The sequence below is a fragment of the Segatella copri genome (genome assembly GCF_019249655.2).
Taxonomy (GTDB): Bacteria; Bacteroidota; Bacteroidia; order Bacteroidales; family Bacteroidaceae; genus Prevotella.
Genome location: NZ_CP137557.1, coordinates 153,001 through 174,738 on the forward strand (window position 1 = coordinate 153,001; position 21,738 = coordinate 174,738).

The following is a 21,738-nucleotide window of genomic DNA, read 5'->3' on the forward strand; positions in this document are numbered from 1 at the left end:
TAAAGCATGTTCTAAAACATGCCATACTTGAATAAAAAAGGAAAAATAGAATGAGATTTGCAGTTATTGCCGCAGGCGAGGGAAGCCGACTGGCACAGGAGGGCGTGGAACAGCCTAAACCATTGGTGCCATTGTGTGGCGAACCCATGATAGAGCGCCTTTTGCGCATCTTCGTAGATTGCGGTGCCACGGAAATTGTTGTGATTGTCAATGAATGGAGCACAGCGGTGCGCGAACATCTGGAGCAGATGCAGTTGCCAGTGCCTTTGCGCCTGGTGGTGAAGACCACTCCTAGTTCCATGCACAGTCTGCATGCCCTCTCGCCTTATCTCAGGGGTGAGCGTTTCTGTCTCACCACCGTGGATACCATCTTCCGTGAGGAGGAGTTCAAAAAGTATATCCGTTACTTTCAGAATGCGAAAGATATTGACGGATGTATGGCTGTTACACCATACGTGGACGATGAAAAACCGCTGTGGGTAGGCATTAACTCCCTTCGCATCACGGGCTTCCACGATAAGCAGGAGGGCGATGACCATCTGATTTCGGGTGGCATCTATTGCCTGGGCGACAAGGCGCTGGATGTGCTCGACCATTGCATGGAGCAGGGCATGAGCCGCATGCGCAACTTCCAGCGCCAGCTGGTGGTGGAGGGCTTGAAGCTGGAGGCTTATCCTATCAACAAGATTCTGGATGTTGACCACAAGGAAGATATCGCCAAGGCTGAGTCCTTTATCCATCCGCTGGAGGGTAAGACCCTGGTGGGCGTGTGCCGTGGCAACGAGTTTTCTCCTAATTGCGTGGATAACGATGCTGCCATCATGAACGCTGTGAAAGAGCAGCTGGAGGCGCTGGGAGCGCAGGTGATGCTGATGTGTGAGAAGGAGTTCTGCCGCAAGGCAGCCGTGCTGGAGAGAGCCTACGGATGGCCTCGCTGCCGTGTGGCCGTGGGCGTGGACGGCTTCTTCTCGATGGCACGCAGCAAGCAGGCGTTGGATGTGCTGGGCAGAATTGAGGAAGAAGGTGTGTTGGTGGTGAACTCCAGTCTGGGCGTGAACCGCTGCATCCGCCGCATCATGACCGAGCGTTTCATCGCCGGAGGCATCGCTACTCCCGAGAGCCGCATCATCGGCAGAAACGGGGAGATGGTGAAGGATATCCACTATCCTTGCTGGCTGAAGCGTGGCGACGGCTGTGCGCAGCAGAAGGAGGATACCTGCTATGTGCAGAACGAGCAGGAGGCTGAGGCGCTGCTGAAGAATTTCTGGCTGCGCGGCATTACTTCGGTGGTGGTGAACGAGCATCTGAAGGGCGACCTCATCAAGTTCTATGGCGTATCGGGTACCGATTTCTTCTATTGGTTCTATCCTTCGAAATGCGGTCATCGTTCCAAGTTCGGTTTGGAGGTGATCAATGGTGATGCGCAGGGCATCGCCTTCGATGCCGATGCCTTGAAGGCTGAGGCTGACAAGGCTGCTGATATGCTAAGTGTGCCAGTATATGGCGGCGACTGCGTGGTAGGCGAGGATGGCAGCGTGAAGATTATCGACTTCAACGACTGGCCTAGCTTTGCGCCATGCCGTGATGAGGCTGCGTTCTATATCGCCACAAAAATGATACAGGAATAACAATAAAATAAAAAAGATAAAAGATACAGGAATAAAAAATATAAAAAGATGAATCAGGAATTTAAGGCTTCTCTGAAATCAGCGGATACCGAGGAGCACATTGATATTTATTTCTATCGTCCCATTGGCTACCAGTGGGCACGATTCTTCCGCATACTTCACGTCACCCCAAATGTGGTGACCATTCTTTCCATCTTCCTCGGCGTAGGAGCGGGCATCTGCTTCTATTTCGACGATTTGGCAATCAACATCTTGGGCATCTTCTTGCTCATCTGGGCAAATGTTTATGACAGTTGTGACGGACAGTTGGCGCGTCTTACCAACCAGAAGAGTGCCCTGGGTAGAATCCTGGATGGTGCTGCTGGCGACTTCTGGTTTGTCAGCATCTACTTCGCCATCTCCTTCCGTCTGATGCCGGAATGGGGTTGGAAAATCTGGGCACTCTGCATCGTTGCCGGTTTCGGTTGCCATGCCATTCAGAGCCGTCTTGCCGACTACTACCGCCAGATTCACCTCTTCTTCCTGAAAGGCAAGGAAGGCAGCGAACTGGATGATGCCAGCAAGCAGGTGGAACTGTGGAAGCAGATGAAATGGAAGAAGGAGCCTGTGCAGAAACTCTTCCAGTTCTTTTACAAGAACTATACCTTGGGTCAGGAGCGAGATACTCCTATCTTCCAGATATTCAAGAGAAATCTGCGCGAAAGATATCCGCAGCAGTTGCCTGAGCAGTTGCGTGCCGACTTCCGTGCAGGTAGTCTTCCATTGATGAAATTTGCCAACGTTCTTACCTTCAACTGGCGCAGCATCACGCTGTTTGTATCCATATTGATAGGTGAGCCATGGCTCTATCCTGTTGTCGAGATTACCGTGTTCAGTCTGATTTTCTTCTATATGCGAGGAACCCACGAGCGCCTTTGTCTGAAGCTCAACCAGAAGGTTCTGAAGGGAGAGTATGAGGCATAAAATCGTATCTTATGAATAATAAATTCAGAAATATTTTTATGGCGTTCGGAATCATCGCCATTATCATCATGCTCTGCACGATGGATATGGACTATACCGATATCTGGCGCTATCTGAAGCAGGCGGGCATCTATTTCCCGCTGATTCTCGGTTTGTGGCTCGTGATCTATTGGGTGAACACCTGTTCCTGGTGGCTTATCATCAACGACGAGGGCAGGGTGAAGGGGCTGTCGTTCTGGCGAGTGTATAAGCTCACCGTGAGCGGATTCGCCCTGAACTATACCACGCCTTGCGGACTGATGGGCGGCGAGCCTTACCGCATCATGGAGCTGAAGCCGTTTACCGGTGTGAGCAAGGCAACATCATCGGTGATTCTCTACGTGATGATGCACATCTTCTCGCATTTCTGGTTCTGGTTCTTGTCGGTATTTCTTTACATCGCCTTGTATCCGGTGGGTGTATCGATGGGCATTATGCTGGGCGTAATTGCCGCTTTCTGCATGCTTGCCATCTATTTCTTCGTAAGAGGTTACAAGACGGGAATGGCGCAGAAAGGCATCCGTCTTCTTACCCATATTCCTTTTGTGAAGAACTGGGCAAGGAGATTTGAGCAGGAAAAACAGGATACCTTGGAGCAGATTGATTCGCAGATAGCCTTACTGCATGGTCAGCACAAGCGCACGTTCTATGCCTCTCTTTCCTTTGAGGTGATGGCAAGGGTGTTGCAGAGCTTGGAAATTTATCTGATTCTGAAGGCGTTTGCAGCAGATATCAGCATAGCAGACAGTATTCTGATTCTCGCCTTTTCTTCGCTCTTCAGTAACCTCATCTTCTTCTCTCCGATGCAGTTGGGCGCCCGAGAAGGCGGTCTTGCCTTGGCGGTGGATGGTCTGCATCTTACGGGAGCCCTGGGCGTATACACGGGTCTTATCACCCGCATCCGTGAGCTGGTATGGATAGCCATCGGCATCCTGCTCATCAAAGTAGGAAACAAGGACCTGAAGCAGATTCAGGCGGAATACGAGGAAGAGCAGAAGCGCAAGCAGAAAACCAATTAATAAAGGAAAAAATGAAGAAACTAGATATAAAAGGAATTATCTTTGACTATGGCGGTACGCTCGATACCAGGGGCGACCACTGGTCGGAAGTGCTGTGGCAGGGCTATGAGCACTTCGGCATCGGTGTGGCTGCTGATGAAGAGGTGGAGCCAGGAGTGAGTATCCACAAGCAGGCTTTCCGCGATGCCTATGTGTATGGCGAGAGAGCCTTGGCGGTGAACCCTATCGTGACTCCCGATTTCCATTTCGAGGATATTCTCAGAGAAAAACTGATTCTGGAATTGAATTTCCTGGCAGGAAAGGAGTTGCTGGAGACCGGAAAGGATGATGCTGAGAAACAGGCGAAGCTTGGAAATGATTCAGATGCATCTTCAGAAAGTCTTTTGCTCTCCCTTTCCGATTCAGAAATTCATCAGATATCGGTGGATATGGCACATTACATTAATGCCAAGACCTTGGATTTGTTGCAAGAGAACAAGCAGGTATTGGAGCATCTGAAGCAGGCGGGTTATCCGATGGTGCTCGTTTCCAATTTCTACGGCAATATCAACCAGGTGTTGAAGGATGCGGAGATTGACGGGTATTTCAAGGATGTGATAGAATCCGCCGTGGTGGGCGTCCGCAAACCGAACCCGGCCATCTTCGCCCTGGGCGTGTGTGCCTTGGATTTGCCAGCCTCTCAGGTATTGGTGGTGGGCGATACCTACGGCAAGGATATCATCCCTGCCCACAAGCTGGGTTGCCATACCCTTTGGATCAAGGGATTGCAGTGGGAGGAGAAGCAGGTGGACGAATCCATCCCCGATGGAATCATCCGAAATCTATCAGAAATGGAGGAATTTCTGAAAATCTCATAAAAAACTGAAATATATAATCGGTTTTTCATCGAAATTCAGAGATTATTTATAACTTTGCAGCCCGAAAACCAGTATGAATTAATAACGGGCTGAAAGCCCCTATATATAATTAAGGTAATGAAAGGTATTAAAAAATTGTATTTCATGCTCATCCTCTTCATGGTTTCTACCCTGCAGATGATGGCGCAGCAGAAGATAACGGGAAGGGTCATCGATGATGATGGCTTTGCGGTGCCTTATGCAAGTGTGCAGTACAAGGGCCACAAGATCGGCGTGTCTAGTGATGGAGAAGGTAAGTTCACCATCGAGAAGCATCCTGCATGGGTGCTCACCGTGAGCGCGCTGAGCTACAAAACCCAGACCGTGAAGATTGACGAGAAGACCAACTTCATTGAGGTGAAACTCAAGGATGATACCCATAAACTGGGCGAAGTGGTCGTGAAATCGAAGAAAGGCAGATACAAGCGCAAGGATAATCCTGCCGTGGAACTCATGCGCCGTGTCATCGCTGCCAAGAAGAAGAGCGACCTGAGCAACCATGATTATTATCAATATGATAAATATCAGAAAATCACCCTCGCCCTCAACGACCTGAGCAAGGAACAGCTGGAGAGCAAGTTCTTCAGCAAGCGACAGTATCTGCTCGACCAGGTGGAGACTTCGCCTTACAACGGCAAGCTCACCCTGCCTGTAAGCATCGACGAGACCGTTTCGCAGCACATCTACCGCAAGGATCCGAAGACTGAGAAGGATATCATCAAGGGTCAGCAGAGCAATGGTATCGGACAGGTGATACAGACCGGAGAAATCCTGAACACTGCCCTGAAGGAAGTGTTCACCGACGTGGATATCTACGACGACTATGTGCGCCTGCTGCAGTATCCGTTCCCATCACCTATCGGCAAGACTGCCATCAGCTTCTACCATTATTATATAGAAGACACGGTGTATGTGGAGCGCGACCTGTGCTATCACCTGCAGTTTATCCCAGCCAACAGTCAGGACTTTGGCTTCCGTGGCGAGCTCTATGTGCTTGCCGACAGCAGTCTGCACGTGAAGAAATGTAATCTCTATATGCCTCACAATTCCGACGTGAACTGGGTGAAGGATATGAAGATAGAGCAGGAATATACCAAGCTCGACAATGGCGAGTGGGTACTCACTAAGGACGATATGATAGCAGAGATGCACATGAACAAGCTGCTGCAGGACCTGCTGGTGGTGCGCAATACGCGACTCACCGACTATGCCTTCGACCCGCTGCCTAAGATGCTCTTCAAGGGTAAGGCAAAGGTAAGGCACGATATGGATGCCATGAACCGAGATGAGGCTTATTGGAACAAATACCGACAGGTGGACCTGACCAAGAGTGAATCGTCGATGGACAGCTTTATCCATCGCATGGAGAACTCCAAGGGCTTTAAATATATCATCTTCGGCATCCGTGCGCTGATGGAGAACTATGTGGAGGTGGCTCATAAGAACCAGAAGGACGACAAGCGAAGCATCTTCGACTTGGGTCCGGTGAATACCTTCATTTCCAATAACTTCGTGGATGGCTTGCGCCTGCGCCTTGCCGGACGTACGATGGCAGCCTTGAACCCTCATTTCTTCTGGGATGGTTACGGGGCATACGGTACGAAGAGTCATGAATGGTATTACGGTCACATTTTCACCTATTCGCTGAATAAGAAGAAGAACAGTCCGTTTGAGTTCCCGATGCGCAAGTTCACCTTCGAGGTGGGTCATGATATCACCTCGCCTTCGGATGATAACCTGCTGCACAACAAGGACAACTTGTTTATGACCATCCGTGCCACCACGCAAGACCAGATGTATCTGTATCAGCGCCAGAAGCTGGGTTTCACCTACGAGACCGATTGGGGCTTCCGCTTCGACACGAGCATCAAGTGGCAGAGCAACCGCCCTGTGGGCCATCTTCATTATTTCAAGCTCGACGGCACGGAAGTGAAGAAGATCCGCACCACGGAGGCCACCGTGGGCATTGACTACAACCCGGGTGTCACCTATGTGAACACCAAGCAGCAGCGATTGCCTATCAACCTGGATAGTCCGGAACTGATGCTCTCGCACACCATGGGACTGGATGGCTTCATGGGCGGTCAGTATCAGAGCAACATCACCCGCCTGGGCATCTACAAGCGCCAGTGGCTGGGAAGCTTCGGCTATGTGGATTTCAATATCGTGGGCAAGATGCAGTGGAACAAGGTGCCATTCACCATGCTCGTCCAGCCACCAGTCAACCTCTCTTACTTTGAGCAGGAGGCAACCATCAGTATGATGAAAGACTGGGAATTCCTCAGCGACCGCCAGGTGTTCTGGTCGGTGGCCTGGGATATGAACGGCAAGCTCCTGAACCGCATTCCGCTGATCAAGAAGTTGAAGTGGCGTGAATACGTGGCAGTGAAGGGAGTCTGGGGACAGTTGACTGACAAGAACAATCCGGTGAAGAATCCTACGGATGACGTCATCTTCCAGTTCCCTAACAATTCCTATACCTTCGGCAATACGCCATATTGGGAATTTGTGGCAGGTGTGCACAACATCTTCAAGTTCTTTGGGATCGATTATGTGCGCCGCTTGAACTACTTAGACCACGCCAACGTGGATAAGTGGGGTATCCGCTTCGGATTCCTCATGACATTCTAAAAAAAAGACGATGTTGATACTTAGCGTTTTGCTAGGTATCTAGAAACAGATAAGTTTGCTGTGGCGTTTCTGCCATGGCAAACTTTTTATAAAAACAGGTCATATAATAAGAGATAGAAGAGAGTATAACAACATAAAAGAATAGGAGAATTGAATCATGAAAATTCTGTTAGCAGACAAGCAGGACATCACGCGCGCCGGACTGACCTACGTGATAGAGAAAATGGAAGGGTTTGAGACTAAGTACGTGGAAGACAAGACGGAGCTGATGCTCGCCTTGAAAGAGAACGAGAATACGGTAGTGATATTAGACTACACGCTCTTCGACATCAATGATGCCGCCGAGCTCCTCATCCTCAACCAGCGTTTTCCCTATACCCGATGGCTTTTGTTCAGTGAAGATTTGAGTACCGACTTCGTGAAGGTGCTCATTGCCAGCAGCAGCATGTTTAGTGTTCTTCTTAAGGAGAGTCCGATGATGGAGATTAAGGAGGCCATCCGTTTCTGCGTGGCAAGCAACCGCTTTGTCTGCCAGCGCATGATGGAGGTTCTGTTGGCGCCCGTGCAGCAGGAGCCGGAAGAGAAGGTGAACCTTACCAAGACCGAGACCGAAATCCTGAAGGACATCGCCCTTGGAATGACCACCAAGGAAATAGCCGAAAAGCGATTCTCCAGTTTCCATACCGTGAACACCCACCGCAAGAATATCTTTCGAAAGCTGGGCGTGAACAATGTGCATGAAGCAACCAAGTATGCACTCAGAGCTGGCCTGGTAGATTCGGCAGAGTATTATATCTAAAGAAGATTTAGTATTGTGTCTAAAGTAAATTCAATATAAGTATGATATATAAAAAATAGCTTCAGATTGTCCTCCCGACATTCTGAAGCTTTTTGTTTCTAACTAACTTATTATCAACTATTCATTACTTTCGGCTGCAAAATTACAAGTTTTTATTGAAAAAATGATGTTTTTCCATGAAAAAACACACGTAAACGTTTGCAATTTCGGATAAAATCACTATCTTTGCATAAGATAAGCTGCACTCGGCAATTTGAAAGCAAGCTTTCATTGCGCTCGTTGGCATTATCTTTGCATTGTGTCTTATCAAGAGATGCATAAATAGATGGTTAACTTATAGAAAAATGATACACTAGTATCGAGAACGAGATTCATGAAACAGCGTAGAACATCACTTAAAGACCTGGCTGATAAACTAGGTGTGAGCATAGCCACGGTATCGCGTGCTTTGCGCAATAGCCACGAGGTGGGTGAGGAAATGACCCAGAAGGTGAAGCAACTTGCCAAGGAGCTTAATTACCGGCCTAATCCTTTTGCTCAGAGTCTTCGAAAGGAGGCTCCGAGAGTGATTGGCGTGATAGTACCTAACCTGGTGACCCATTATTATGCCGCCGTGCTCGATGGCATTGAGGACTATGCGTCGAAGTTGGGCTACTCAGTCATCAGCGCCAACAGTCATGAGAACCATGAGCGCGAGGCGAAGGCGCTGGACAACTTTCTCAACATGCATGTGGAAGGCATCATCGCCTGTCTGGCGCAGGATACCACCGACTATTCGCACTTCGAGCAGCTTCATGATATGGGCATACCGCTGGTGTTCTTTGCCCGCTGCTGCCTGGAAGACAAGTTCTCGCAGGTGGTGGGCAATGGCGACGTGGCAGCACAGGAGGCCACCCAGCACATGATAGAGACCGGTTCCCGCCGCATTGCCTTCATCGGTGGTCCTAACCATCTCGACATGGTGCGCCGCCGCAAGCATGGCTATCTGGAGGCACTCCGCGAGAACAGGATTCCTATCGACCGCTCGCTGGTGGTTTGCGATAAAATCGATTTCGATGTGGCACGCAATGCTACGCTCCGACTGCTGGAAGGGGAGAATCCGCCTGATGCCATCCTCGCCTTCAACGATATCATCACCTATGCCGCCTTCGATGCCATCAAGGCAAAGGGACTGCGCATTCCGCAGGATGTGGCCATCATCGGTTTTACCGATGGAGATACCGCTGCCTTCGTTACTCCAAGACTCACCGCCATCATGGATAAGGCACACGAGCAGGGATCCAAGGCATGCGAACTGTTGATGAGAAGCATCAACGGCGATGAGAAGATATATAAAGAGGTGGTGCCGATGATTCTCAAAATCAGAGAAAGCTCGGAAAAGAACGAGGAAGAAAGATGAATATCAATCTGAATATATGAACCTATAAATATAACAAACTAAAATGAAACAAGAACTAAAACTATTTCTGAAAGGCATCCTGGTGATGCTTTTGCTGGCGATGAAGTCGCTGCCCTGTAATGCAATCGGTGCTTATGGGGCAGTGGATTTTAATCGGCTGACCAACAGAAATGGATTGAGCAACAGTCAGGTGAATGCCATATTCAAAGACCAGAAGGGCTATGTATGGTTTGGCACCCAGTCGGGACTCGACCGTTTCGACGGATTTCGTATGAAGGCATTCCTCTACGATGATGGCAATCCCAATTCCATCCCCAACAATTCGGTGGATGAAATTCAGCAGGCCATCAACGGATCGCTGTGGATTCATACCGGGGTGGGATATTGCATCTACCAGTATGACAAGGAGCGATTCGACCGCAAGCCAGAGGAATGGCTCAAGACCATCGGCGTGGATGGTCCTCCTTACAAACTGCTCATCGACTCGAAGAAAAACATGTGGATGAGTGTGTATGGTCAGGGCATCTATTTTGTGGATGTCAAGAACATGACAGCTTTTCTCTTCCCTTTTTCCAAGACGAAATCACGCAGTTCGCTGCCTGATTATCAGGTGAGCTGTATCCGCGAGGACAACGGACAGGCGGTGGTTACCTTCGACAATGGTGTGATCTGCCGATTGGATGGTTACGCCCAGCAAGTGGTGTGGATGGACCGTTTTATCCTTAACAACAGACTCTCTAACGACCATTCGGTCTTCACCTTCGTAGACAGCAAGAACAACTATTGGGTGAATACCAATCTGGGCATCTATGTGTATCATAAGAATCTGAAGAAATGGTTTGTCGGGGCGAAGGGCTATCTGGCCACCTTCGGCTTTAATGTGCCGGCTTATCCGGGGCGCAAAGTCATTATCCGTGATATGGCGAGAGACAAGCAGGGACACATGTGGATTGCAACCGACCATAACGGCTTGATTTATCTGGACTATGCCAAGAAAATCTGCCGCCAGTTTATGTACAATCCTAATGATAAGGGGTCTATCTCCGACAATTCGCTTCCTGAGTTGTACGTGGATGACAACGATGCTCTCTGGGTGGGTACCTACAAGAACGGAGTAAACTATTATTCTGCATCTTCCACCAAATTCTATACCATTCCGCTAGGCGATGTTTGTACCATTACGCAGGATTTGAACGGTAATCTCTGGTGCGGTACCAACGATGCGGGCATCGTGGCATACAATCCGACAACGGGCCAGTCTTCTCGTTTCTATGGAGCGAAAACCGGACTGGGTTCTGAGGTGGTGGTGAGCAGTACCACCATGAAGGATGGAACCTTGTATTTCGGAACCTTCAATGGCGGATTGGCGCGCTTGTCGCACGGCGTGTGGAAATCCTATCATGCCGGAACCAGCGGACTGGCAAACAACAGCGTTTGGTGTCTTGCCGAGGCTCCCGACCATCGGCTTCTGATAGGAACCCTGGGCGGCGGTTTCCAGATTTTCGACCCGAATACGGAAAAATTTGAAACCTACAACACCAGTAACTCCAAGCTTACGAGCAACTTCATCAACTCACTCTTCATGCAGAATGCCAACCAGCTGCTGTTGGGACATTCGCAGAACATGTCGGTCTTCGACTTCCATGACCGGAAGATTACGGATTTGAGCAAGCTGTCGAACGGAAAGGCTTTCTTGAGTCCATCTATCAACTATTCGATGATAGACAGTCGTGGACTCCTCTGGATAGCCACTCCTTCGGGCATCGCCATGTATGATTTGAAGTCGAACCAGGTGGAGAACATCAATAATCTGAACGGAACGCCGGGAGCCGTAGGCTGCTCCATCATCGAGGACAAGAACCATACGATGTGGCTGGTTTCAGAGTTTGTGGTTACCCACGTGAAGGTGGATAAGGATGAAGACGGCAAATGGAACCTGAAGATAACCAACTATAATTCGCTGGATGGCTTGCAGGAGCGCCAGTTCAACTATCGCTCGGCATGCCTGATGCGCAATGGCGACATCGCCATCGGCGGACAGGATGGTGTGAATATCATCAGTCCCCGTTCGGCACAGAATGCCAAGAACCATGTGTGTGCGCTCTTCAGCGGCGTGGTTCTCTTCGATCATGCCCTGACGGCAGGCGAGGAGTATGAAGGCAGGGTGATTCTGGAGGAGTCGCTTGATGCCAGCCATCGTCTTGATTTGAGCTATAAGGACAATGCCTTCACCATCCAGCTGGCTTCCAGCGAAGTGACGGTGCCATCGCGCAACCGATTCCTCTATCGCATGAAGGGTGTCACCGACAAGTGGCTGCTCACACCAGCCGACCGTCCGGAGGTAACCTTCACCAATCTCTCTTCGGGCAGCTATATCCTGCAGGTGAAGGTGGTGAACGGCGACGGAACCGTGAACGACGAGATCAGTGAGCTGGAAATCAACGTAGCTCCACCTTTCTATCTCTCTATCTGGGCATTCCTGGTATATATCGCCCTGATAGCCGCAGCCTTCTTCCTCTACCGTCGCAGAATGATAGAACGCCAGCGTAATCAGTTTGAGCGCAAGAGCATGGAAGACAGTATGAAGAAGACCAAGGAACTGAACGAGCTGAAGCTGAACTTCTTCACCAACGTGAGCCATGAGCTCCGCACTCCGCTCACCCTCATCATCTCGCCTCTGGTGACGATGATAAGAGAAGAAGCCGACCCTGCCAAGCGCAGAAAGCTGGAGCTGATTCATCGCAACGCCACCCGTCTGCTCAATCTGGTGAACCAGATTCTCGACTTCCGCAAGTTCGACCAGAACAAGGAGAAGCTGAATCTTTCGCAAACGGAGGTAGTGAGTTTCGTGGATAATATCTGTGCTTCCTTCCGTATCCTTGCCAACAACAAGGTGACGCTGGAGTTCGAATCGGAATTCCCTAAGCTGAACATGACGGTGGATGTGGATAAGGTGGGCAAGATAGTGAACAACCTCTTGAGCAATGCCTATAAGTTTACCCCTGATGGCGGCAAGATTGTAGTTTCGCTGCGTGCCAAGACCCGTTTCGAGATGAAGGGCGGTGAGCACGATATGCTTTGCATCTATGTGATTGATACCGGCAAGGGTATCAGCGATGAAGAGAAGAAGAATGTTTTCGACCGCTTCTATCAGGTGAACGGCACCGAGATGCAGCCTGCCGGAGGCAGTGGCATCGGACTCAACCTGGTGAAGAAATATGCCGAGTTGCATGGCGGCAATGTTTATGTGCGTGACAACGAAGCTGGCGGTTCGATATTCGTGGTAGAATTGCCTATCGCAGACGATGGTTCTGCCAAGGTGAATGCCCATCTGGGTACCTTGCGTTCGGCTCCAGTCATCACCACGGTGCATAAGGCTGTGGAGAATGATGTTCCGGAGCTGATAGATGATGCATCGGCTTCCCTCTATGGCATGGCCCGCAAAAAGGTGCAGTCTGCTGCGGGAGATTCATCTGCCCACAAGCCAACCTTGCTGCTGGTGGATGATAGCGACGACTTCCGCGAGTTTATGCACGACTTGCTTTCTGATTATACCGTGGTTGAGGCCGTGAACGGTCAGGATGCCTGGAACAAGATTATCGACCATCGTCCGGATATCATCCTCAGCGATGTGATGATGCCTGTGATGGATGGCAACGAACTCTGCCGCCAGGTGAAGGAGAACGACGAGACTGCTTCCATTCCATTCGTGATGCTGACGGCCCGTCTTGCCGATGAGCATCGCAAGGAGGGACTGATGAGCGGTGCGGATGAATATATCACCAAGCCATTCAATATCGACATGCTCAATCTGCGACTCAAGAATCTCCTGAATCTCGTGAAGCGCACGGGAACGGTGGCGAAGCCTACGGGCGAAGTGGTCAAGGAGAAGCAGCTCAACAACGGTCACTTCGTGCTGGGAACAGCCGACCAGAAGTTGATTGAGGATATCGACAACTATATCCGCGACAACCTGAGCAACCCTGATACATCCGTGGAATCGATGAGTGCTCATCTCTGCATCTCGCGCGTACAGTTATATAAGCGCATGATTTCGCTCATGGGCATCACGCCTTCGGAGTATCTTCGTGCCAAGAGAATCAAGTATGCCGAGTATCTGCTCCACTCCGATGAGTATAACATCAGCGAGATAGCCTACAAGGTGGGCTTCAACAATCCTCGCTACTTCTCCAAGTATTTCCAGGAGGCGTATGGCGTTACTCCTTCGCAATACAAGAAGAACCTGGAGGCTCAGGAATAACATCCTTTCATCCCCGAAGCAAGTAAACAAGACTGCTAAAATGTTGTCTCGTTTACCTGCTTCGGGGATTTTTTGTTTCGGGTTAACATTTTGTACCCTCATCCTAAACATTTGCACACCATGGAATCGGAATAATTTCGTATCTTTGCAACAGATTTAAGTAATACAACAAACAATCCTCTAAATAATATAGAATGAGAATAACTAAGACTTTATTCATTTCAGCAGTGCTGCTGATGAGCGCCACAGGCCTCCAGGCAGCGGGATTTATCCAGAAGGGTAATTATCTTACCGTTCAGTTGAAAGAGCACCAGAATTATGGTCCAAGTCAGATTCGCTTACAGGTTGTAAACGATCAGATAATCCGTGTGCAGGCCACTGCCGAGCAGAGCTTCCGCAACAAGCAGAGCCTGATTATCGTGCCTCAGAACAGCAAGGCAAACTACAAGGTGGAGGAGCAGGGCGACAAGCTCATCATCACCACAGCTGCCATGCGTGCCGTTTTGAACGAGGCTACCGGTCAGATTACTTTCTATGATTTGAAAGATAATGTTCTCCTCAACGAGGTGGCGCAGGGTGGAAAGACCTTCAAGCCTTTCACCGTGCCCGACCGTGAGATTGGCGTTGATATCGCCAAGGTGCCTGAGGCGCAGAAGCACGGCTGGTCATGGCGTGCCCTCTTCGACTCTCCCGACAACGAGGCTTTCTATGGTCTCGGTCAGCATCAGAGTGAGGAACTCAACATGAAGGGCAAGAACGAAGACCTCTTCCAGTATAACACCAAGGTGAGTGTGCCTTTTGTCATCTCCAACAAGAACTATGGTATCCTCTGGGATTCTTACTCTTATTGCCGCTGGGGTAATCCGGATGATTATCTGCAGCTGAACCATGCCTTCAAACTCTATGATAAGGAGGGCAAGGAAGGACAGCTCACCGGTACTTACGTGGATAAGAACGGACAGAAGATAGTTCGCGGCGAAGACAGCATCTACTTTGAGTATGCGATGCCTGAGACTTCTGAAATCTGCAACAAGACAGATAAGGGCGGTATACAGAACCTGCCAAAGGGCTTTGCCCTGAATGGTTCCAAGGTGGTTTACGAGGGTTACGTGGAGGCGCCAACCAACAGCTTCTATCAGTTTATCCTCTACTATGCCGGCTACACGAAGATTTATATCGACGGCAAACTGGTGGTACCTGAGCGTTGGCGTACAGCCTGGAATCCGAACTCCTATAAGTTTGATGTAGCCATCAAGAAGGGGGTAAAGACTCCTATCCGCATCGAGTGGCAGCCAGATGGCGACGTTTCCTATTGTGGCCTCCGCGTGGCAGCTCCCCGTTCTGAGGCAGAAAAGAACCAGTTGAGCATTTGGAGCGAGATGTCGCCGGATATGGATTACTACTTCATAGCCGGTAAGAATCTGGACGAGGTGATTTCGGGCTATCGCACCCTGACAGGTAAGGCTTCGGTTTATCCAAAGTGGGCACTCGGTTTCTGGCAGAGCCGTGAGCGCTATCAGAGCAGCAAAGACATCGAGGACAATCTGAAGAAGTTCCGCGACCTGAAGATTCCTGTGGATAACATCGTGCAGGACTGGAACTACTGGAAGCTGGATTCCTGGGGAAGCCATGAGTTTGAGGCGGCACGCTATCCGAACCCGCAGGCGATGCTCGATAGCGTTCATGCCATGAACGGAAGATTCATGATTTCCGTATGGCCTAAGTTCTATGACACCGTGAAGAACTATAAGGAGCTTGATGCCAAGGGCTGGATGTATCATCAGGCTATCAAGGATGATATCCACGACTGGCTCGGCTTCCGTGGTTCTTTCTATGATGCTTATTCTGACGGAGCAAGAAAGATGTTCTGGCGACAGATGGACGAGAATCTCTATTCTAAATATAAGTTCGGAATCGATGCCTGGTGGATGGATGCATCAGAGCCAAATGTTCGCGACTGTACTCCGATGTGGTATCGCAAGGCACTTTCGGGTCCTACAGCCCTGGGTACATCTACCGAATATTTCAATGCCTACAGCATCGTGAATGCCGATGCCATCTATAATGGTCAGCGCAGCGTGAACCCTAACCAGCGTGTCTTCCTCCTGACCCGTTCCGGTTTTGCAGGTGAGCAGCGCTACAGCACCGCCACCTGGTCGGGCGATATTGCTACCCGCTGGGAGGATATGCGTGCACAGATGACTGCCGGTTTGAACTATTCCATGGCTGGTCTTCCTTTCTGGGGCATGGACCAGGGAGGTTTCTGCGTGGAGAATCGCTATGTGGCTGCCCAGCAGGAGTTTGACAAAACCGGTAAGGAAAATGCCGACCTGAAGGAGTGGCGTGAGCTGCAGGCTCGCTGGAATCAGTTTGGCTGCTTCGTTCCGCTCTATCGTACCCATGGTCAGTGGCCTACCCGCGAAGTTTGGAACATCGCGCCAGCCAATCATCCGGCTTACAAGACCATTGTGGCTTACGACAAGCTCCGCTATCGCTTGATGCCTTACCTTTACAGTATGGCTGGTATGGTTCACTTCAAGGACTACACCATGATGCGTGGCTTGGTGATGGACTTCAATGGCGATGACAAGATTTACGACATCAAGGACCAGTGGATGTTCGGTTCTGCTCTGATGGCTTGTCCGGTGGGCGAGTATCAGAAGTACAGCCGTAATGTGTATCTTCCTAAGCAGAAGGGCTGGTATGATTTCTATACAGGCAAGCATTATGCCGGTGGTCAGACCATCGTAGCCGATGCGCCATACGAGAAGATTCCTGTCTTCGTGCCGGAGGGTTCCATCCTTCCTGTCGGTCCGGAAATGGAGTGGAGCGACCAGAAGAAGCCTGAGCTTATCGACCTCTATGTATATGCCGGCAAGGACGGTTCTTATACGCTTTATGAGGATGAGGGCACCAACTACAACTACGAGAAGGGCAAGTATGCTACCATTGACTTCCAGTATGATGATGCTCAGAAGACCCTGACCATCGGTGCCCGCAAGGGTAGCTTTGATGGCATGCTTCAGAAGCGCCGCTTCAACGTGGTATTGGTAAGTGGAGATAACCAGCAGGGCATCAGCCTCGCCAAGGCGCCTAAGGGCAAGAAGGTGAAGTATGCTGGTCAGGCTGTTACTGTAAAATTGAAGTAGTCTAATTTCCCACGGATGACACAGATTTCACAGATTTTTTTATATTCTCAGAAAAGATTAATCTGTGTAAATCTGTGCTATCTGTGGGATTTCTTATATGATAGGAATGAACAAGAAAATATTATTGGGTGTAGTTTTTATGAGTGGGCTTTTAGCTCATCCGGTGAACGCCCGCGAACATCAGTCTTTTGATAAAGACTGGCTTTTCGTTTTAGCCGATAGTGCCGGTATGCAGAAATCGGAGTATGCTGACGGACATTGGCGCCGCTTGAATCTCCCTCACGATTGGGCGATAGAGGGCGATTTCGCTCCATCCAATCCTTCGGGAGCCAGCGGTGGCGCTCTGCCTGGAGGCATCGGCTGGTATCGCAAGCATTTTTCCGTGAATCCGAAGGAGAAGTACGACCGCTTTATCATCACCTTCGATGGCGTGTATATGAACTCTACCGTTTATATCAACGGGCACAAATTGGGCACCCGACCTTATGGTTACAGCACTTTTGAGTACGACCTTACACCTTATATTAATAGGAAGGGTGATAATGTCATCGCCGTAAAGGTGGATAACAGCGACCAGCCCAACAGCCGCTGGTATTCTGGCTGCGGCATCTATCGCCATGTATGGCTCACCAAGACCATGAAGAAGGCGTACATCCCTCAGTGGGGACAGTATGTATCTACCACGCCGCAGGGTGATGTGAAGGTAAAGGTGGATTTCCTTGCCCAGGGCAGCAAGATGAAACTTTCCATCCGCAACACCATCTACGATGCGAAAGGCAAGATGGTGGCAAAGAGCCAGGGCAACGAGGTGCAGCAGCTTAAGGTAAAGAATCCGCAGCTCTGGGATATCGCAAAAGGTTATCTCTATAGCGTGAAGAGCGAGCTGGTGGTGAATGGTAAGGTGGTGGATACCGCTACTACCACCACAGGTTTCAGAGATGTGAAGTTTGATGCGCAGAAGGGTTTCTTCCTCAATGGCAGGAACATCAAGATCAATGGTGTCTGCGAGCACCACGACTTTGGCTGTCTGGGTGCAGCCGTAAACGAGGATGCGATGCATCGCAAGCTCACCATCCTTCGCGATATGGGTGTGAATGCCATCCGAAGCAGTCATAATCCTCCGGCTCCGGAACTCTTGAACATGTGCGATTCGATGGGCCTCCTCGTGATGGACGAGAGTTTCGATATGTGGCGTCGCAAGAAATCGAATGGCGACTATGCCCGCTTCTTCGATGAATGGCATAAGCGCGATCTCTCTGATTTGATAAAACGGGATAGAAACCATCCGAGCATCATCATGTGGAGTATCGGCAACGAGGTGCTGGAACAGTGGTCGGATGCCGCTGCCGATACGCTTTCGCTGGAGCAGGCGAATCTGATATTGAATGCCGGGCACGATGCTTCTGCCTTGGCGCATAGCGATGAACTGAGCGTAAACTCGCTCCTGACGCAGCATCTTGCCAAGCTGGTGAAGGAGAATGACCCTTGGGGAACCCGTCCGGTTACGGCTGGTTGCAACGAACCCGACCCAAAGAACCATCTCTTCAAGAGTGGCGCCATCGATGTCATCGGTTTCAACTATCACCATCAGTGGGTAAAGGATGTGCCCAAGAACTTCCCTAATAAGCCTTTCATCTTTTCGGAAAGTGTTTCTGCCCTGCAGACCCGAGGCTACTACATGATGCCGAGTGACCATATCTATACGGCACCGAAGGAATGGTGGCTGCCTTATACCGACCCATCCTTCATGTGTTCGGCATACGACAACATGCATGCTTCGTGGAGCAGTACCCACGAGGAAACCTGGGATGTGGTGAAGCATAACGACTTTGTGGGAGGCCAGTTTATCTGGACCGGTTTCGATTACATCGGAGAACCTACGCCTTACGCTTATCCTGCACGCAGTAGTTATTTTGGCATCATCGACCTGGCGGGTCTTCCGAAGGACAGTTATTATATGTATCAGAGCGAGTGGACTAGCAAGGATGTGCTCCATCTCTTCCCTCACTGGAACTGGCTCCCAGGTCAGACCATCGATATGTGGTGCTATTATAACCATGCCGACGAGGTAGAACTCTTTGTGAATGGCAAGAGCCAGGGCGTTCGCAAGAAGACTGTTTATGGGGCGAAGAACGAAGGCGATGCTTTCCTGAAGAGTACGGAGTATCACGTGATGTGGCGTGTAAACTTTGAACCGGGAGAGGTGAAGGTGGTGGCAAGAAAGGATGGCAAGCAGGTGGCAGAACAGACCATCAGAACGGCTGGTGCCCCTCATCATCTCGTATTGAAGAAAACCTATCAGGGTAATCTGGCTTTTGGCGCCTCAGAACCAACCACTTTCGTAGAGGTGAATGTGGTGGATAAGGATGGAAATCTCTGTCCGAATGCCAGCAACCAGATATTCTTCTCTGTAGAAGGAAAGGAAGCAGAAATGGCAACTTCGAAAGGGCTTGATAATAAGGCTGAACTCAAGATTCTGGGCACCGATAATGGATGCCAAACCTCGCTGGAGCGCTTCACCGACCCCCATCGCAAGGCATTCTTTGGTAAGTGTGTAGTTGTTTTGAAAGGTAAAGGCACGCTGAAAGCGGAGGCTGTTGATTTGAAAGATGCAACATTGAGTCTTTAAAAATCAATAAAAATTCGTTTTTCTCGTTTGTTTTTACTATCTTTGCAAGCGGATTCGACTTTCGGGTTGTTTCCGCTTGTTTCATAAATAACTAAAAGGAAAAATGAAAGTACATATAGAGCAAGGTACGCCTGATAAGGCATCACATATCGCATCGCTCATCATGGAAGCGATGAACACAGACTGCTGCCAGAACTTCGCTGGTCCGCATCATACTTTGGTGGATTTTCATCAGATGATGGAACGTCTGGTAAAGATGGAAGATAGTCAGTACAGCTATCTTAACACGCTGGTGGCTAGCAACAGCGAGGGTATCATCACCGGTATCCTTGTGGCATACGATGGTGCCCGATTGAAGGAACTGCGCAGACAGTTTATCAAGGAGGCTATCGTAAGCTTCGGCATCGACTATTCAGCAATGGATGCAGAGACAGAAGCAGGCGAGTTTTATCTCGACAGCCTGGCTGTTTCGAGCAGTTTCCGTGGCAAGGGCATCGCCAAGCAGCTCCTGGCTGCTGCCATCGAGAAAGCCAGAGAGTTGGGTATCCCTAAGGTGGGCCTGCTCGTAGACAAGGGGAATCCGAGAGCGGAGAAGCTCTATGCCAGCATCGGATTTAAATATGTCAACGATACGGTATGGGGAGGTCACGGCATGAGACACCTGCAATACACCATCTAAATATGGCGATAAGTATGAAGAAATAAACGATTGGCTCGTTTATCACATATACAAAAGCCCGGCATCGCATCACTGCGGGCCGGGCTTTTATCACTAATCAACAAAAACTAATAAAATATTATTAAACCTATATAACCTTGCGTATGAAATGTCTTTTATCTTAATTTCGTTGCAAAGATACGTATATTGTTTGATATTTCATTATTTTTGCTGCAATATCTTCTTTTTTTCAGAGTAAACGTTTGCACAATGTTGTATATTATTCCAATTCCTCAATCTCACTCTCGTCCATATCTCGGTCGAGTCGGTCTCTCCAGAGATACTTTCTCGTTTCGTGGACGATGATGCCGCTGAGACAGAGCAGGGAAACGAGGTTAGGGATAGCCATGAGGGCATTCATGCAGTCGGCGATGTTCCATACCAATCCGAGACTGATGACGCTACCGATGAAAATACTGATGATGTAGAGCATTCGATAGCAGAGCATCCACTTCTTTCCCTTGAGATATTCCACGCAGCGCTCGCCGTAATAACTCCAGCCCAGGGTGGTGCTGAAGGCAAAGGTGCTCAAACCGAAGGTAAGCAATGGGGCACCGATATATGGAATCTTGCTGAACGCTGCCTTGGTAAGCGCAGCACCGTTGTGATAGTCGATATCAGGATAAGCGATGATGCTCGATGTGATGACCAGTCCGGTGAGGGCACAGATAATCACGGTATCCCAGAAGGTACCGGTGGATGAAACCAACGCCTGGCGTACAGGGTTGCGGGTCTGTGCCGCTGCAGCAACGATAGGGGCAGAACCCAAACCGCTCTCGTTGGAGAACAGACCACGGGCGATACCATAGCGGGCTGCCATCATCAGGGTGCTGCCCGCAAAACCGCCACCTGCTGCCTTGGTGGTGAATGCCGAATCAAGGATCACCTTGATGGCAGGCACGAGATAGGCATGGTTGACGATGAGGATGTAGATGCAGCCCAGCACATAGAAGAGTGCCATGAATGGCACGAGCATGCCGCATACCTTAGAAATAGTCTTCACGCCACCGATGATAACGGCAGCTCCGAGTGCTGTGACAATGGCACCCGTGATATAAGGAGAAATGCCATACTGGTTCTCTACCAGGGTAGAGATGGCATTAGCCTGTACGGTGCTTCCGATGCCGAAAGAGGCGAGGGCGGCAAAGAGTGCGAAGAGGATGGCTAGCCACTTCCAGCCCAAACCTTTCTCCAGGGCATACATCGGACCGCCAAGCATCCGTCCACGCTTGGTCTTCACACGATATTTCACGGCAAGCAAGCCCTCGGCATATTTGGTTGAAATACCGAATACACCCGTAAGCCAGCACCAGAGCACGGCACCTGGACCTCCAAGGGCAATGGCGGTGGCCACACCAATGATGTTACCCGTACCGATGGTTGCAGCAAGGGCAGTAGCCAAAGCACCAAACTGTGAAACATCTCCTGTGGCATCCTTGTCTTTCTTTACTGACAGCGCTATCGCCTTGAATATCTTGCGCTGTGGAAAGCGCAGGCGAATGGTCAGGAAAATGTGGGTTCCTAACAAAAGGATAATCATTGGCCATCCCCAGAGGAATGAACTGAATGTGGTGAAAAAATCGTTGATAGTCTCCATCTCTCTTTAT

Annotated in this window: 12 protein-coding genes; 11 read left to right on the forward strand and 1 reads right to left on the reverse strand. The window is 49.8% G+C overall.

What is annotated here, in order from left to right:
* Positions 1 to 50 precede the first annotated feature (50 nt).
* The 11 genes from KUA49_RS00580 to KUA49_RS00630 all read left to right on the forward strand — a co-directional run bounded on the left by KUA49_RS00580 (position 51) and on the right by KUA49_RS00630 (position 20,092).
* Positions 51 to 1,628, forward strand: a complete 1,578-nt coding sequence (locus KUA49_RS00580) for a nucleotidyltransferase family protein (protein ID WP_218412419.1) — start codon at positions 51 to 53, stop codon at positions 1,626 to 1,628.
* A 48-nt stretch (positions 1,629 to 1,676) separates the two neighbouring features.
* Positions 1,677 to 2,591, forward strand: coding sequence for a CDP-alcohol phosphatidyltransferase family protein (locus tag KUA49_RS00585; protein ID WP_218412420.1), 915 nt, complete (start codon positions 1,677 to 1,679; stop codon positions 2,589 to 2,591).
* An 11-nt stretch (positions 2,592 to 2,602) separates the two neighbouring features.
* Complete coding sequence (locus tag KUA49_RS00590; protein ID WP_203040563.1) at positions 2,603 to 3,649, forward strand: lysylphosphatidylglycerol synthase transmembrane domain-containing protein; 1,047 nt, start codon at positions 2,603 to 2,605, stop codon at positions 3,647 to 3,649.
* 11 nt (positions 3,650 to 3,660) lie between these two features.
* Entirely contained in the window at positions 3,661 to 4,506 is an 846-nt protein-coding gene (locus tag KUA49_RS00595) for an HAD family hydrolase (RefSeq protein WP_218412421.1), read from the forward strand.
* A 117-nt stretch (positions 4,507 to 4,623) separates the two neighbouring features.
* Entirely contained in the window at positions 4,624 to 7,176 is a 2,553-nt protein-coding gene (locus tag KUA49_RS00600; protein ID WP_238405238.1) for a DUF5686 and carboxypeptidase-like regulatory domain-containing protein, read from the forward strand.
* A 157-nt stretch (positions 7,177 to 7,333) separates the two neighbouring features.
* Positions 7,334 to 7,975, forward strand: a complete 642-nt coding sequence (locus KUA49_RS00605) for a response regulator transcription factor (RefSeq protein WP_218412422.1) — start codon at positions 7,334 to 7,336, stop codon at positions 7,973 to 7,975.
* A 373-nt stretch (positions 7,976 to 8,348) separates the two neighbouring features.
* A complete protein-coding gene (locus KUA49_RS00610) occupies positions 8,349 to 9,374 on the forward strand; it encodes a LacI family DNA-binding transcriptional regulator (protein WP_203040560.1) in 1,026 nt (341 codons plus the stop codon).
* Between the two features lie 43 nt (positions 9,375 to 9,417).
* On the forward strand, positions 9,418 to 13,635 hold the full coding sequence (locus KUA49_RS00615; RefSeq protein WP_218412423.1) for a hybrid sensor histidine kinase/response regulator transcription factor: 4,218 nt from the start codon (positions 9,418 to 9,420) through the stop codon (positions 13,633 to 13,635).
* Between the two features lie 194 nt (positions 13,636 to 13,829).
* Positions 13,830 to 16,784 (forward strand): TIM-barrel domain-containing protein, encoded by a 2,955-nt coding sequence (locus KUA49_RS00620; protein ID WP_218412424.1) that lies wholly within the window; start codon positions 13,830 to 13,832, stop codon positions 16,782 to 16,784.
* Between the two features lie 106 nt (positions 16,785 to 16,890).
* Positions 16,891 to 19,413 carry a glycoside hydrolase family 2 TIM barrel-domain containing protein gene (locus KUA49_RS00625; RefSeq protein WP_218412425.1) on the forward strand — a complete coding sequence of 841 codons (2,523 nt, stop codon included), beginning with the start codon at positions 16,891 to 16,893 and terminating at the stop codon, positions 19,411 to 19,413.
* A 103-nt stretch (positions 19,414 to 19,516) separates the two neighbouring features.
* Positions 19,517 to 20,092 carry a GNAT family N-acetyltransferase gene (locus tag KUA49_RS00630; protein WP_203040556.1) on the forward strand — a complete coding sequence of 192 codons (576 nt, stop codon included), beginning with the start codon at positions 19,517 to 19,519 and terminating at the stop codon, positions 20,090 to 20,092.
* A 259-nt stretch (positions 20,093 to 20,351) separates the two neighbouring features.
* Here KUA49_RS00630 and KUA49_RS00635 read toward each other — a convergent pair whose 3' ends face one another.
* Positions 20,352 to 21,728 carry an alanine/glycine:cation symporter family protein gene (locus KUA49_RS00635; protein ID WP_218412426.1) on the reverse strand — a complete coding sequence of 459 codons (1,377 nt, stop codon included), beginning with the start codon at positions 21,726 to 21,728 and terminating at the stop codon, positions 20,352 to 20,354.
* Positions 21,729 to 21,738: the final 10 nt, after the last annotated feature.